13 protein-coding genes and 8 tRNA genes are annotated in these 13,645 nt (G+C 62.0%); 20 read left to right on the plus strand and 1 reads right to left on the minus strand.

The features are described from left to right. The first annotated feature begins 9 nt into the window (after positions 1-9). The 18 genes from GCN78_RS20355 to aqpZ all read left to right on the plus strand — a co-directional run bounded on the left by GCN78_RS20355 (position 10) and on the right by aqpZ (position 10,919). Positions 10-921 (plus strand): LysR family transcriptional regulator, encoded by a 912-nt coding sequence (locus GCN78_RS20355; RefSeq protein ID WP_152253308.1) that lies wholly within the window; start codon positions 10-12, stop codon positions 919-921. A 70-nt stretch (positions 922-991) separates the two neighbouring features. Continuing rightward, positions 992-2,398 carry a glutamate--tRNA ligase gene (gene gltX, locus GCN78_RS20360; protein ID WP_152253309.1) on the plus strand — a complete coding sequence of 469 codons (1,407 nt, stop codon included), beginning with the start codon at positions 992-994 and terminating at the stop codon, positions 2,396-2,398. Positions 2,399-2,522: 124 nt separating this feature from the next. Further along, positions 2,523-2,598 (plus strand) — tRNA-Ala (locus GCN78_RS20365). A gap of 67 nt (positions 2,599-2,665) precedes the next feature. Further along, positions 2,666-2,741 (plus strand) — tRNA-Glu (locus tag GCN78_RS20370). Between the two features lie 134 nt (positions 2,742-2,875). Then, positions 2,876-2,951, plus strand: a tRNA-Ala gene (locus tag GCN78_RS20375). Positions 2,952-2,988: 37 nt separating this feature from the next. Continuing rightward, positions 2,989-3,064, plus strand: a tRNA-Glu gene (locus GCN78_RS20380). 50 nt (positions 3,065-3,114) lie between these two features. Continuing rightward, a tRNA-Ala gene (locus GCN78_RS20385) sits at positions 3,115-3,190 on the plus strand. A 456-nt stretch (positions 3,191-3,646) separates the two neighbouring features. Further along, the gene (locus GCN78_RS20390; RefSeq protein WP_152253310.1) at positions 3,647-4,735 is read left to right on the plus strand and encodes a DUF5694 domain-containing protein; all 1,089 of its coding nucleotides are present in this window, start codon (positions 3,647-3,649) and stop codon (positions 4,733-4,735) included. Between the two features lie 185 nt (positions 4,736-4,920). After that, positions 4,921-4,996, plus strand: a tRNA-Glu gene (locus GCN78_RS20395). Between the two features lie 124 nt (positions 4,997-5,120). Then, positions 5,121-5,196 (plus strand) — tRNA-Glu (locus GCN78_RS20400). Positions 5,197-5,253: 57 nt separating this feature from the next. After that, a tRNA-Glu gene (locus GCN78_RS20405) sits at positions 5,254-5,329 on the plus strand. Positions 5,330-5,423: 94 nt separating this feature from the next. Further along, positions 5,424-6,593: an elongation factor P maturation arginine rhamnosyltransferase EarP gene (gene earP, locus GCN78_RS20410; protein WP_152253311.1), complete on the plus strand. Its 1,170-nt coding sequence runs from the start codon at positions 5,424-5,426 to the stop codon at positions 6,591-6,593. A gap of 135 nt (positions 6,594-6,728) precedes the next feature. Next, on the plus strand, positions 6,729-7,304 hold the full coding sequence (locus GCN78_RS20415) for an elongation factor P (protein WP_034778059.1): 576 nt from the start codon (positions 6,729-6,731) through the stop codon (positions 7,302-7,304). A gap of 173 nt (positions 7,305-7,477) precedes the next feature. Next, on the plus strand, positions 7,478-8,626 hold the full coding sequence (locus GCN78_RS20420; RefSeq protein ID WP_226939739.1) for an amidase family protein: 1,149 nt from the start codon (positions 7,478-7,480) through the stop codon (positions 8,624-8,626). 29 nt (positions 8,627-8,655) lie between these two features. Next, positions 8,656-9,075: a hypothetical protein gene (locus GCN78_RS20425; RefSeq protein WP_152253312.1), complete on the plus strand. Its 420-nt coding sequence runs from the start codon at positions 8,656-8,658 to the stop codon at positions 9,073-9,075. 65 nt (positions 9,076-9,140) lie between these two features. Continuing rightward, a complete protein-coding gene (locus tag GCN78_RS20430) occupies positions 9,141-9,599 on the plus strand; it encodes an Ivy family c-type lysozyme inhibitor (protein WP_152253313.1) in 459 nt (152 codons plus the stop codon). Continuing rightward, positions 9,599-10,009, plus strand: a complete 411-nt coding sequence (locus GCN78_RS20435) for a GNAT family N-acetyltransferase (RefSeq protein ID WP_152253314.1) — start codon at positions 9,599-9,601, stop codon at positions 10,007-10,009. Before GCN78_RS20430 ends, GCN78_RS20435 begins: the two co-directional genes overlap by 1 nt. A gap of 220 nt (positions 10,010-10,229) precedes the next feature. After that, positions 10,230-10,919, plus strand: a complete 690-nt coding sequence (gene aqpZ, locus GCN78_RS20440; protein ID WP_152253315.1) for an aquaporin Z — start codon at positions 10,230-10,232, stop codon at positions 10,917-10,919. 79 nt (positions 10,920-10,998) lie between these two features. Here the strand turns inward: aqpZ and GCN78_RS20445 are convergent, their stop codons facing one another. Next, entirely contained in the window at positions 10,999-11,829 is an 831-nt protein-coding gene (locus GCN78_RS20445; protein WP_152253316.1) for an AraC family transcriptional regulator, read from the minus strand. 138 nt (positions 11,830-11,967) lie between these two features. Here GCN78_RS20445 and GCN78_RS20450 point away from each other — a divergent pair, with 138 nt between their 5' ends. Together GCN78_RS20450 and GCN78_RS20455 are read left to right on the plus strand one after the other, a co-directional pair. Beyond that, the gene (locus tag GCN78_RS20450) at positions 11,968-13,209 is read left to right on the plus strand and encodes an MFS transporter (RefSeq protein WP_152253317.1); all 1,242 of its coding nucleotides are present in this window, start codon (positions 11,968-11,970) and stop codon (positions 13,207-13,209) included. Between the two features lie 89 nt (positions 13,210-13,298). Continuing rightward, a partial coding sequence (locus tag GCN78_RS20455; protein ID WP_193316804.1) for an IS1 family transposase occupies positions 13,299-13,645 on the plus strand: 347 nt, incomplete at its 3' end.

Genomic DNA, 13,645 nt, shown 5'->3' on the forward strand with positions numbered 1-13,645 from the left:
GATATGACCATGACTATCTCCCTGCGCCATATCGAAGTGTTCCGCGCCATCATGACGACGGGCAGCGTGACGGCCGCCGCCACGATGCTGCACACGTCGCAGCCCACCGTCAGCCGCGAGCTGGCGCGCCTCGAGCATTTGACTGGCCTCACGCTCTTCGAGCGCGAACGGGGGCGGCTGCGTCCGACGGCGCAGGCGCTGCAGCTGTTCGAGGAAGTGCAGCGCGCGTACTTCGGCCTGGAGCGCATCGTCAGCACGGCGGCGGCCCTGCGCCAGTTCGACCAGGGGCAGTTGTCGATCGCCTGCCTGCCCGTGTTTTCCCAGTCGCTGCTGCCGCAGGCGTGCCGGCGTTTCGTGGCCGATTTTCCCAAGGTGAGCATCAGCATCACGCCGCAGGAGTCGCCGCTGCTGGAAGAGTGGCTGTCGGCGCAGCGCCACGATATCGGCTTGACGGAAGTGGGCAATGCGCCGCCGGGCACCGCGCTCGATACCTTGATGTCCGTCGATGAAGTGTGCGTGCTGCCCGACGGCCATGCGCTCGCCGGCAAGGCCGTGCTGCAGCCGGCCGACTTCGCGGGCCTGCCTTTCATCAGCCTGGCCGCCGTCGACCCTTACCGTCAGCAGATCGACGCCATTTTCGCGCAGGCGGGCGTGGAGCGGCGCATGGCGCTCGACACGCACAGCGCCGCCTCCGTGTGCGCCATGGTGCGCGAAGGCGTGGGGCTGGCCATCGTCAATCCGCTCACGGCCCTCGATTATGCGGGGCAGGGCTTGCAGATCCGCCGCTTCGGCGTGTCCCTGCCGTTCACGGTGAATCTCGTGAAACCTTTGCACCGGCCCCTGTCGCAACTGGTCGCCCTGTTCGAGCGGGCCCTGCATGCGCAGGCGGAGGAAGTAAAAAGGCGCTTGCTGCAGCTGTGACGGTGCTTGTGGAGCGGCGGCGGTCAACAGAGTAAAATGGTGTTTTACTTATTCAAGCCTGATTACTTCGATGACCACAACCGCTACTCCCGTCCGTACCCGTTTCGCTCCCAGCCCGACCGGCTATCTGCACCTGGGCGGCGCCCGCACCGCTTTATACAGCTGGGCGTATGCCCGCCACTTCGGCGGCACTTTCGTGCTGCGCATCGAAGACACGGACGTGGAGCGTTCCACGCCGGAAGCCGTGCAAGCCATCATCGATGGCATGAAGTGGCTGGGCCTGGACCACGACGAAGGCCCGTTCTACCAGATGCAGCGCATGGACCGTTACCGCGAAGTGGTGGCGCAGATGCTGGCCGAGGGCACGGCATATCACTGCTACTCGTCGCCGGAAGAAGTCGAAGCGATGCGCGAGCGCATGCGCGCCGCCGGCGAAAAGCCGCGCTACGACGGCACCTGGCGTCCGGAGCCTGGCAAGACCCTGCCGGCCGTACCTGCCGACCGCAAGCCCGTCGTGCGCTTCAAGAATCCGCTCGATGGCGACGTGACGTGGGACGATGTGGTCAAGGGCACGATCACGATTTCCAACCGCGAACTGGACGACCTGGTGATCGCGCGCCCGGACGGCACGCCGACCTACAACTTCTGCGTGGCCGTCGATGACTGGGACATGCGCATCACCCACGTGATCCGCGGCGACGACCATGTCAACAACACCCCGCGCCAGATCAACATCCTGCGCGCCATCGGCGCTCCGCTGCCGCTGTACGGCCACCTGCCGATGATTTTGGGCGCGGATGGCGAGAAACTGTCGAAGCGCCACGGCGCCGTCAGCGTGATGGATTACCCGGCGCAGGGCTTCCTGCCGGAAGCGATGCTGAACTACCTGGCGCGCCTGGGCTGGAGCCATGGCGACGATGAAGTGTTTTCAACCGAGCAGTTCTGCGAGTGGTTCAACCTGAACCACCTGTCGAAATCGGCGGCCCAGTTCAACAATGAAAAACTGGCCTGGTTGAACAACCACTATATCAAGCAGGCCGACAACACGCGCCTGGCCGACCTGGCGCGTGCGCAAATGCTGGCCGCCGGCGCCGTCTTCGAAGGCGCGCCGGACCTGGCGCAAGTGCTGGGCATGATGAAAGAGCGCGCCAACACCGTCAATGAGCTGGCTGCCGCCTCGATGCTGTTCTTCCGCGAACCGCAGCCGGACGCAGAACTGGTCGCGCAGCACATCACGGATGCCATCAAGCCCGTGCTGGCGCAGTTCGCCGAGCGTATCGCCACGGTGGAGTGGAGCAAGGAAGCCGTCGCCGCCATGATCAAGGAAGTGCTGGCCGCGAACACCATCAAGATGCCGCTGCTGGCCATGCCTTTGCGCCTGATTCTGACGGGCCAGCTGCAGACGCCGGCCATCGACCAGGTGGTGGTGATCTTCGGCCGCGACACCGTGCTGGCGCGCCTGGCAAAGTGGTTGTAAGCATCGCGATCCAATCGTCGTAAAAACAGGGTGCGGAAACCGTCCCTATGAAAAGTTGCTCATAGACGAAAAAGGGTATTTGCAGAGTGAAACTTCTTTGCTATACTCTTGTTTCTGCACCAACGGGGGTATAGCTCAGCTGGGAGAGCGCTTGCATGGCATGCAAGAGGTCAGCGGTTCGATCCCGCTTACCTCCACCAGCAGCAAAATCGCAGTCAGGTTTTGTTAGTCGTTGAAGTGGTGCAGATGTTGTTTGGAAGTTCCGCGGTCCCCATCGTCTAGAGGCCTAGGACATCACCCTTTCACGGTGAGTACAGGGGTTCGAATCCCCTTGGGGACGCCAGGTAGTTGTGTTATAGTAGTGGCAGTTGTTTGTACTGATTGTTGTAAGTTCAGGGCCGTAAAAAGCGGAATCTGGATGGAAAGCAAGTAGTGGAACAAAGTCGCCAAGTGCGGCTTTTATTATTTCTGCGCCCGGGGGGTATAGCTCAGCTGGGAGAGCGCTTGCATGGCATGCAAGAGGTCAGCGGTTCGATCCCGCTTACCTCCACCAACAGCGCAGGAGTAAAGTAGCAAACTGTAGTTCCGTGGTCCCCATCGTCTAGAGGCCTAGGACATCACCCTTTCACGGTGAGTACAGGGGTTCGAATCCCCTTGGGGACGCCAGTTCGGTCTGGTGTTGTGGTTGTAAAGAAGTAGCAGTGTTTCTGCGCCCGGGGGGTATAGCTCAGCTGGGAGAGCGCTTGCATGGCATGCAAGAGGTCAGCGGTTCGATCCCGCTTACCTCCACCAACAGCGCAGAAATCACATGATAATCAAAGTCGCCTTGAGCGGCTTTTTTTATGTCCGGCATATTTCCGCCATACCCCTCGGGGAATATGGCTAAGCTGTTAGTGCGCTGGCATGGCGTGCAAGAGGCCGGCGCTTAGTTCGCGTCTTGCTTCCTCCGGCAGTGCGGAGGTCGCATGACCATCAAAGTCGCCTCGGGCGGCTTTTTTATTTCCGCGATATTTTCCCCACTCCTTCCAGTCCTCCACTTATCGCATAACTTTCTTTGCGCGTGCGCGCGGCATATCCTCATTAGTTGCATTCCAGAATGCAATTTTTACCGTTTATCGTTTTTGGGCGGACATCGTGCTGTCGAATGCCTAAGATTGTCATGGTTCGAGCAATGGATGGGCGGGGCCGCGCCTGCCGTCGTTTTTGCGTATGCGTATCGTCATGAAATCACTCAATCCCGGAGGTGGAATGTCCCGTTTATTTGCCAGCATGCTGTTCGCCGCTTGCGTCCCGGCGTGCGCAGCCACGGCGCCTGCCGCGCCCTTCGATCCCGCCGCCCACAAATTGCAATCAGGGCGCATCAACGAAGTGATGGTGCTGGGCACGCCGCACCTGTCGCAGTTGCCGAAGTCGTTTGATGCGTCGCAGTTGAGTGCTTTGAACGCACGCTTGCTGGCGTGGCGGCCGCAAGCGATTGCCATCGAGGCCTTGTCCGGGCTGCAATGTGCGTACCTGCGCAGCTATCCGCAGCGCTATGCTGGCGCGATCAAGTCCTATTGCTGGGATCCTGCCGCCGCGCAAGCGGCGACGGGTCTGGATGTGGTGGCGGCGACCGTGCAGACGCAGCGTTTGCTGGCCGCATGGCCGGCGGCGCCGTCCGCCGGGCAGCGGCGCACCCTGGCGTCGCTGTTCCTGGCGGGTGGTGAGCGGGCGTCCGCGCTGGTGCAATGGCTGCGCCTGCCGGAGGCGGAGCGACGGGCGGGCGACGGGCTGGATGCGGCGCTGGTGGTCATGCTCAATGTCCTGCTGCAGCGGCGCGGCGAGGATATGCTGATCGCTGCCGTGGTGGCGGCGAAGAGTGGTCATGAGCAAGTGTATGCCATGGATGATCATACGTCGGACGCGCCCGCCGACACTGCGCAAGACGAAAAGGCCTACGGCGAGGCGCTCATGAGGGTATGGGATAACCCGCATATGGTGCAGCGCAAGCGTATCGGTGCGGAGCTGGTGGCTGCATCGACAACGCCGGCCGCCGTGCTGGCCATGTATCGTGCCTATAACGCGTCTGATCAGGCCGAAATGGTCTTTCGCAGCGACTTCGGCGCGGCGCTCGAGGAGGTGTCACCACAGCAATTCGGCCGCAATTACGTGGCCTACTGGGAGACGCGCAATTTGCGCATGGCCTCGAATATCCGCGAAGTCATGATGGCGCGCCCGGGCATGCGCGTGCTGGTGGTGGTGGGGGTGTCGCACAAGGCTTACCTGGAAGCCTATTTGCGGCAGATGCATGACGTGCGCATCGTCGGCACGGATGCTGTGCTGCGCCAGGAGGGCTGATCGCCCGTTTGCTTGCTTTCCCGTCATCATCGCGTTTCCATGGGGCGGGGAGTGCAATAAGGTGGAAAATAAGAAGGCCAGCAGTTGATTTCGTGAATCGCTTCGTGTTAAACTTCGCGCACGCTTTTTTGAGGGGCTAAGCAAAGCCTTCAACGAAGAGTCCGCTGAGAGTAAAGCCAGCACAGGTCCCCATCGTCTAGAGGCCTAGGACATCACCCTTTCACGGTGAGTACAGGGGTTCGAATCCCCTTGGGGACGCCAGGATTTAGTTGTAAAGTAAGAGTGCAGTGCTGAATGGGCCTGACAAGTCAGGCTTTTTTTGTTTCTGTCATATTGCTGCAGTACCGGGTCGGGATGCGAAATAGTGCATTCAGGACAGATTTCTGTCCCCATCGTCTAGAGGCCTAGGACATCACCCTTTCACGGTGAGTACAGGGGTTCGAATCCCCTTGGGGACGCCAGATTCGCGTAGTAACAAGGTCGGGATGCAGGGTAGCGCATCCAGGACAGATTTTTCTGTCCCCATCGTCTAGAGGCCTAGGACATCACCCTTTCACGGTGAGTACAGGGGTTCGAATCCCCTTGGGGACGCCAGACCGGCTGAATCAGCCAACAACAAAGCCGCCTGGTAACAGTGCGGCTTTTTTGTTGTTTGCTGCCATGCCACGTTTTTTCTTTCCCTTTACATATGCCATTAGCTACCGATCACGCGCCAACCTTGGCCATCTTCTGCAAAGTCGTCGACAACTACGGCGATATCGGCATTTGCTGGCGTTTGGCGCGGCAGTTGAGCGGCGAGCATGGCGTGGCCGTCACCCTGTGGGTCGACGATTTATCCAGTTTCCAGCGCATTTGCCCCGCCATCGACGTGGCGGCCGACGCGCAGCAGGTCGCTGGCGTGATCGTGCGCCACTGGCGCGACCAGGAGGGCGAGTTCGCCCCCGCCGATATCGCCGACATCGTCATCGAATTCTTTGCCTGCGACATTCCTCCGGGCTATATCGCCGCCATGGCGCAGTGCGCGCCGCAACCGGTGTGGCTGAACCTGGAAGGCTTGACGGCGGAAGAATGGGTCGAGGGCTGTCATGCGCTGACGTCGCCGCGCCATGGCATGATCAAGCATTTCTTCTTTCCCGGCTTCACGAACAAGACGGGCGGCTTGCTGCGCGAAGCGGCGCTAGACGAAAAAAGGCTGGCGTTCCAGGCTGATGCGGCCGCCGTGGCGGCATTCCTCGGGCAATTCGGCGTGACGGCAGCGGAAATGCGCGCCTTGAAAATATCGCTGTTCTGCTATCCGTCCGCGCCGGTCGCCGAGCTGTTTGCCGCCTGGCGGGAAGGGAGCGAGCCCGTGACGTGCCTGGTGCCGGAAGGCGTCGCGTTCGATGCCGTTCAGGCGTTTATCGGCGACGATGCTGCGGTGGCCGGGGCGGCGTGCACGCGCGGCGCGCTCACCGTGCGCGTGCTGCCGTTCGTGCCGCAAGACGATTACGACCGCCTGCTGTGGGCGTGCGACGTCAATCTGGTGCGCGGCGAAGATTCCTTCGTGCGTGCGCAATGGGCCGGCCAGCCGTTTCTCTGGCATATCTATCTGCAGGATGAAAACTTGCATCATGTGAAATTGCGCGCCTTCCTGCAGCGCTATGCGGCCGATGCCGATGGTGTCATCGATAGCCTGGCACAGGCGGCGCTGGCCTGGAATGGCGCCAGCGCGGACGCCTTGCCGTGGGGGCAGCTGTGGCCTGCATTGCAGGCCGATCTGCCGCGCATCCGCGCGCGCGCGCAGGCCTGGCAGCGGCAGATGCAGGCTAATGGCGATCTGGCAAGTAACTTGCTGGCGTTCGCCGGCGCGACGAGATAGGCGCTTGCCCAAAATTAAGGTAAAATGCCCGGTTATTTCTAACGTATTTTTAACCGATCAAACGCAAGCTTGCGGCGCTGATGGCGCACAGGCGGCAGATGGTCTTCATGCAACCCACTTTTTACGTACATTCCTATGAAACCCGCAAAAGAAATTCGTGTTGGCAATATCATCATGGTCGACAGCAAGCCAATGATCGTGTTGCGTTCTGATGTCAACGGTTCGAGCCGCACGGGCTTCACCTACAAATGGAAGATGAAAAATCTTCTGACGAACACCCCGATGGAAAACGTGTTCCGCGGCGACGACAAGTTCGACGTTGTTGTTCTGGATAAAAAGCCAGTCACGTATTCGTACTTCGCCGACCCGCTGTTCGTCTTCATGGACGCCGAGTACAACCAGTACGAAATCGAAGAAGAAAACCTGGGCGAAGCGCTGAATTACCTGAAAGATGGCATGGAATGCGAAGCCATTTTCTACGACGGCAAGGCCATCTCGGTTGAACTGCCGACGACCATCGCCCGTCAAGTGGTGTACTCGGAGCCAGCGGTCAAGGGCAACACGTCGGGCAACGTCCTGAAAGAAGCCAAGATCGAAAACGCCATCGACGCACATCGCCACACCGTGCAAGTGCCGCTGTTCGTGGCACAGGACGACGTCATCGAAATCGACACCCGTACCAACGAATACAAGCGTGTCGTACGCAACTGATCAATCCTTGCACTGCGCTGTCCCAGTGCTTGATCATCAAGAAACGCTGCCTTCGGGCGGCGTTTTTTTTGCTTAAAAAATAATTCCCTTCAACAACAATTGTGTTGCAAGGACTGCTATGCTATGGCTAGCACATTATTGCGGTAGAAACATTGAAGTTTCCTGGAGATAGCATGCAGCGCAGTCAGATGTTACGCAGTGGCGCGTCCCGGGGCGTGGCGCGTCCCGTATTGGCCCGTGCCACGGCGCCCGCCAGCCCCATGGCCCATTTGCTCGATGCCGGCGTCTTGCCGCAACAGCAGATGATGCAGGCAGGCAAACTCAGTTCCCATGCGCTGACGTCGCAGTACCTGGGGCGTATCCGCTCCCTGTGCAGCATCGGCGCGCGCGCCTATCCCGGCATTGAAATCAATCCCGATGCGCTGAAAATTGCCCTGGAAATGGACCGCGAACGGCAAGTGCGCAAGGTGCGCGGCCCCTTGCACGGCATTCCCGTCGTCCTGCGCGACAATATCGCCACAGGCGACCGCATGAAGACGCGCACGCAGTCCCCCGTGGCCACGCATGCCAGCTGCGATTCCTTTGTGGCGGCGCGCTTGCGCGCGGCCGGCGCCGTCATCATCGGCAAAAGCAATTTGCGCCAGTGGGCCGCCGTCAGCGTGCCGCATGCCAGTGCCAGCTGGGCCGGGCTCACCATCCTGGCCGTCGACAGCGCGGCGGACGGTTCCATCGTCGCGCCTGCCTCAAACTGCGGCCTGGTCGCCATCAAACCCACGGGCAGGACTGTCGCGGAGCAGGGCGGCGAGCCAGCCACGGCCGGACCGATGGCGCCCAGCGTGCGTGAAGCGGCCTGGCTGCTCGCGGCCTTGCGCGGCGAGCGCCTGGCCGAGAGCGTGGTGTTGGATACGGCCGGCTTGCGCGGGCGCCGCATCGGCGTCGCGCGCAGCCTGTTCGGCCTGTGCGCCGGGACCGATGCCGTGATCGGGCAGGCGCTGCTGGCGTTGCGCGAGCAGGGGGCGGAACTGATCGAGATGCCAACCGCGCCCGGGCCTGGCGGCATCGAAGCGTTGCTGGGCTCGCATGGACTCGATGCGCTGGTGGGACCCACCTGCCATGGCGTCGCGCAGGCGCCGTCGGCCTTGCCGCATATCACGGTGCCGGCCGGCGTGGTCGGGGACTTGCCTGTCGGTTTGTCCTTCATCGGCCCTGCGCACGGCGACATGCCGCTCATTGCCATGGCGTATGCCTATGAGCAGGCGACTTTGCACCGGCGCACGCCCGCGCTGCCGTCGAGCATTACCCTGGCGCTGCGCCTGCCATGATCATTCTTTTCGTTTTCTTTCGATAAACTATGCTTGCAACCTTGCTGCTGAGTGTGGCCGTGACCGCCGCTCCCCTCCCTGTCGATGCCTTTGACGTCGCGCAATTGTCTGGCAGCTGGTCCGACAGCGTCAATACGAATAGTGTTTGCGAAGAAGCGCGGCACTTTACGCGCATGCAGCTGTCTGACGATCATCAGCGGCTGGCGATCTTCAACGACCGCACGTGGAAAAGCAAGCTCGGCGAAACCAACCGCTTTGCCGCGACGGTGGTGGCGGAAACGGGGCGCAGCCTGACCTTACGCTACGACAATGAAACCCGCCGCAATGCCGCCGGCAAGCTGGTGGAATGGCAGTTGATCATCGTCGCGCCCGGCGTGTACCGCTGGCGCGAGACGGGCTGGCCGGAAGGCAAGGTCAACGGGGTGGTCGGTATCCGCTGTTCTCCCTGAGGCGGGCGCACAAGCATGCCTTTCTGCTATGCTGCCCGCATTACTGAGTGCTTTTAGGAGATTGCATGTCCGCACGTTTGCTGTTCCCCCTGTTCCTGGGCGCCGCCGTGGCGCTGGCCGCCATGCCAGCGCAAGCGCGCACGCCCAAACTGTCGCTGATCGAGCAGGCGCAAAGCTGCGATGGCGGCCACACCTGCCCGTATTTCCCCGACGTCTACAAGGCGGACTACGCCTTTCGCAATGCCTTCAATGTGGGCTTGAAAAAGGCGGGCCTGAAGCGGCAGCGCTGGGTGCCGAACGGCGTGGCCAGCCCGCTCAAGCCGGTCGAGATCGACGGCAAGGCGCGTCTGCTGAGCAGCGTCTGCGAGCCGCACAATTGCGGCCACCGCTACTCCATCCTGTACGACCCGGTCGAGCGCAGCATGACGGGCGTGTATATCGGCAGCGATGGCAAGGGCGGCTCGCGCACCGTCTACTTCGGCGAACCCAGCATCGCCGAAGCCGATCTGCTGCTCAAGAACTGATGCACGCGCCACTGCGCATTTCCAGCGCCCGCGGCGAGCTGGACGTGCCCATGATCCACCGCTACTTGAGCGAGCAATCGTACTGGAAGCGCGGCGTGGCGCTGGAAACGGTGCGCAAGGGGATCGCCAACGCCCTGTGTTTCGGCGGTTATGTGGATGGTCAGCAAGTGGCGTTCGCCCGGGTCATCACCGACTACACGGATTTTGCCTATTTGCGTGACGTATTCGTGCTGCCGCCCTACCAGGGGCGCGGATATGGCAAGCAGATGGTGGCCGCCGTGCTCGGCGATGCGCGTTTGCGCGACGTCGCCTGGATGCTGGGCACCGATGACGCGCATGGCCTGTATGCGGGCTTTGGTTTTGCGCCGCTGGAAGAGCCGCAAAAATACATGCGCCGCCCGGCGGCATGAGAATTATCAAAACAGCCTTTATGTGTCAAGAAAACTATTAACATTATTGTACGCAATAATGTTGCATTGATAATGACATCATGTCATTATTCGCGCTCTGCAGCGTGCGGTGCGTTGTTGGTGCTGTACTTTGTCGTCGCCCCCGGGCGCGGACAAAGGTGGTGAGCGGTCCGATTGGTCGTCCCTGGCACGTTTTCTCGTCACTTTAAAGGAATCCATCATGAAACAATATGGCGCCGAGTTTCTCGGCACGTTCTGGCTGGTGCTGGGCGGTTGCGGCAGCGCCGTGCTGGCTGCCGCCTTTCCCGGTCTTGGCATCGGTTTTGCCGGCGTAGCGCTGGCGTTTGGCCTGACGGTGCTGACCATGGCTTACGCCATCGGCCACATCTCGGGTTGCCACCTGAATCCTGCCGTGTCGATCGGCCTGTGGGCCGGCGGCCGCTTTCCCGCCAATCAGCTGTTGCCATACATCATCGCGCAAGTGCTGGGCGCCATTGTGGCCGGCGGCGTGCTGTACGTGATCGCCAGCGGGCAGGCCGGTTTCGACGTCAGCAAGGGCTTTGCCTCGAACGGTTTCGGCGCCCATTCGCCGGGCGGCTATTCGATGCTGTCGGCGCTGGTCATTGAAATCGTGCTGACGATGTTCTTCCTGATCGTCATCCTCGGCGCCACCGACAGGCGCGCCCCGGCCGGTTTCGCCCCGCTGCCGATCGGCCTGGCGCTGACCCTGATTCACCTGATCAGCATTCCCGTCACCAATACCTCCGTCAATCCGGCACGCAGCACGGGCGTGGCCCTGTACGTGGGCGACTGGGCCACGAGCCAGCTGTGGCTGTTCTGGCTGGCGCCCATCATCGGCGCCTTGCTTGGCGCGCTGGCCTACCGTCTGATCGCAGGTGAAAAAGAGTAGGTCGGCTTAGCCCGCAGGGCGTAAGCCGACGATGCTGGCAAACGACTTGACAAAAGCAGCCCACGGGCTGCTTTTTCATTTAATCGGCGGCGCGCCACTCGCTCAGGTAGTGCTGCGGCGTGCGGCCCAGGATGCGGCGGAACATGGCGCTGAAGGCGCTGGGGCTGGCATAGCCCAGCGCATAGGCGATGGCCGCCACGCCTTCGCCCCGGTCCAGGCGGCAGAAGGCCTCGGCCAGGTGCACTTGCTGCAACCACTGGCGGTAGTGCAAGCCCGTTTCCTTGGGAAACAAGCGGATCAGGGTGCGCGCGCTGGCGCCCGCGTCCTGCGCCCATTCCTCGATGCTGCGCCGGCTGCCGGGCGCGCTCATGATGGCCGAGCAGACGGCCACCAGGCGGCGGTCGCGCGGCCAGGGGATGGCCAGCGGCACGGTATCGGCGGCGGCCAGTTCCGACAGGATCAGGTGCGCCAGCCAGTCGCCACGTCCCGCCAGCGCATATTCGATCGGTTCGGCCAGCAAGGCCAGGATCAGCTCGCGCAACAGCCGGCTCACTTCCAGCACCTTGCAATCGGCGCCATACTGGGCCGCCACCTGCGCATCGATGTACACGGTGCGCATGCTCAGTTCGCTCAAGATGTGGACTTCATGCACGACGCCCACGGGGATCAGCAGGGCGCGCCGCGGCGGCAATATCCACACGCCGTGCTCGGTGGAGACGCGCATCACGCCTTGCGTCGCATACAGCAGTTGCGCCCGCACATGGCTGTGCGGCGCCGTGTAGTCGCCCGCCGCATATTGCCTGGACATGGCCGTCACGGGGCGCGGCACGTGCTGGTAATCATGCGAACTGGTGCTGCGGCTGAACGGCACGCCGTCGGGGTGGGTCTGGGCGGATTGCTGGGTGTACATGGGGATCGTTGGCTTGTCGCCTGATTGTCTCTTGGTTGTCACTTGGGCGACGATTATTGGAAGTTATCAGTTCAGCGACCATACTATACTGGCTTCTTTGCCGGGCCGCCCGCCGTGCCCGATTATTGCGGATGATACATGCACACAACCACACCTGCTCCGGCATTGGCCAAGTCCGTGCCGGCGGCTCCCTCGCTTCATAGTTCCCAACAACAATCCGGTCTGGCCATGCACATCCTGGGCGCCGTCGCCTTCGTGCATTTGCTCAATGACTTGATCCAGGCATTATTGCCGTCGATTTATCCGATGCTGAAAGCCGAGTTTTCACTCAGTTTTACCCAGGTCGGCCTTATAACCCTGACGTTCCAGTGCACGGCCTCCTTGCTGCAGCCCTGGATCGGCTTGTACACGGACCGCCGTCCGCTGCCGTTCCTGTTGCCGGTCGGCATGTGCTTCACCCTGGCCGGCGTGCTGATGCTGTCCATCGTCTCGACCTTTCCGACCCTGCTGATCGCCTCGGGCCTGATCGGCGTCGGCTCGTCGACCTTCCACCCGGAAGCGTCGCGCGTGGCGCGCATGGCCTCGGGCGGGCGCTACGGCTTCGCCCAGTCGCTGTTCCAGGTGGGTGGCAACGTCGGTTCCGCGCTGGGGCCGCTGCTGGCGGCGGCCGTCATCGTGAACCGTGGCCACGGCAATATCGCCTGGTTCAGCCTGCTGGCCGTGCTGGCCATCGGCGTGCTGTACAAGGTCAGCCACTGGTATAGCGGCCATCTGGCCAGCTTCAAGCCGAAGGCGGGCGGCCATGGACCGAACCTGTCGCGCAACAAGGTGATGGGAGCGCTGGGCGTGCTGGCGCTGCTGGTGTTCTCGAAGTACATCTACATGGCCAGCCTGTCGAGCTATTACACCTTTTACCTGATCGACAAATTCCAGCTGTCGCTCGGCGATGCCCAGCTGTACCTGTTCCTCTTCCTCGCCGCCGTGGCAGCCGGCACCTTCATGGGCGGCCCCATCGGCGACCGTATCGGCCGCAAGCGCGTGATCTGGATTTCCATCCTGGGCGCCGCGCCATTCACCCTGCTGCTGCCTTACGTCGACCTGTTCTGGACGGCCGTGCTGACGGTGATCATCGGCTTCGTGATTTCCTCCGCGTTTTCCGCCATCGTCGTCTTCGCGCAGGAACTGGTGCCGGGCAAGGTGGGCATGATCGCGGGGATTTTCTTTGGCCTGATGTTCGGCGTCTCCGGCATCGCGGCCGCCGCCATGGGCCACCTGGCCGACGTGGCGGGCATCGCCTATGTGTATAAGCTCTGCTCCTACCTGCCGCTGCTGGGCATCCTGACGGTGCTGCTGCCGCATATCGAGCAGGCGAAAAAATAGGCTCTGTCATCGGCAAGTAGGGGGCATGCCGGAATCTTCCCTTGGCGGTGCTGTCTGACTCTGCATACCCACCACACCGGGAGCCGATCATGCAGCCAGCCGAATGGATCCGTTTTATCGCCCAGTTTGCTCGCCTGAACCGGTGCCAGCGGCAGACAGGCATGGCCCTGCTGCGTGGCAACGCGCCACACGACGCGACCGTCGCGCTGCTGGAGGGCGTGGCGCAGCCGCGCTTGGCCTGTCCCGCCTGCCGCTCGTCCCATCTGCATCGGCATGGCCATGCGCACGGCTTGCAGCGCTACCGCTGCGTGCCTTGCGGGCGCACCTTCAATGCCTTGACGGGGACGCCGCTGGCCCGCCTGCGCCATAAATCGCTGTGGCTCGACTACGCCGATTGCCTGCTTGCATCGGATTCCGTGCGCAAGGCGGCGCTACA

This window comes from Janthinobacterium rivuli, from assembly GCF_009208735.1.
In the GTDB taxonomy this organism is placed as follows: Bacteria; Pseudomonadota; Gammaproteobacteria; order Burkholderiales; family Burkholderiaceae_D; genus Janthinobacterium.

Excerpts from the sequence above, each read along its gene's own strand:
- GCN78_RS20355 (WP_152253308.1), top strand. The coding sequence starts at position 10 with ATGACTATCTCCCTGCGCCATATCGAAGTGTTCCGCGCCATCATGACG.
- gltX (WP_152253309.1), top strand. The coding sequence starts at position 992 with ATGACCACAACCGCTACTCCCGTCCGTACCCGTTTCGCTCCCAGCCCG.
- GCN78_RS20390 (WP_152253310.1), top strand. The coding sequence starts at position 3,647 with ATGTCCCGTTTATTTGCCAGCATGCTGTTCGCCGCTTGCGTCCCGGCG.
- earP (WP_152253311.1), top strand. The coding sequence starts at position 5,424 with ATGCCATTAGCTACCGATCACGCGCCAACCTTGGCCATCTTCTGCAAA.
- GCN78_RS20415 (WP_034778059.1), top strand. The coding sequence starts at position 6,729 with ATGAAACCCGCAAAAGAAATTCGTGTTGGCAATATCATCATGGTCGAC.
- GCN78_RS20420 (WP_226939739.1), top strand. The coding sequence starts at position 7,478 with ATGCAGCGCAGTCAGATGTTACGCAGTGGCGCGTCCCGGGGCGTGGCG.
- GCN78_RS20425 (WP_152253312.1), top strand. The coding sequence starts at position 8,656 with ATGCTTGCAACCTTGCTGCTGAGTGTGGCCGTGACCGCCGCTCCCCTC.
- GCN78_RS20430 (WP_152253313.1), top strand. The coding sequence starts at position 9,141 with ATGTCCGCACGTTTGCTGTTCCCCCTGTTCCTGGGCGCCGCCGTGGCG.
- GCN78_RS20435 (WP_152253314.1), top strand. The coding sequence starts at position 9,599 with ATGCACGCGCCACTGCGCATTTCCAGCGCCCGCGGCGAGCTGGACGTG.
- aqpZ (WP_152253315.1), top strand. The coding sequence starts at position 10,230 with ATGAAACAATATGGCGCCGAGTTTCTCGGCACGTTCTGGCTGGTGCTG.
- GCN78_RS20445 (WP_152253316.1), bottom strand. The coding sequence starts at position 11,829 with ATGTACACCCAGCAATCCGCCCAGACCCACCCCGACGGCGTGCCGTTC.
- GCN78_RS20450 (WP_152253317.1), top strand. The coding sequence starts at position 11,968 with ATGCACACAACCACACCTGCTCCGGCATTGGCCAAGTCCGTGCCGGCG.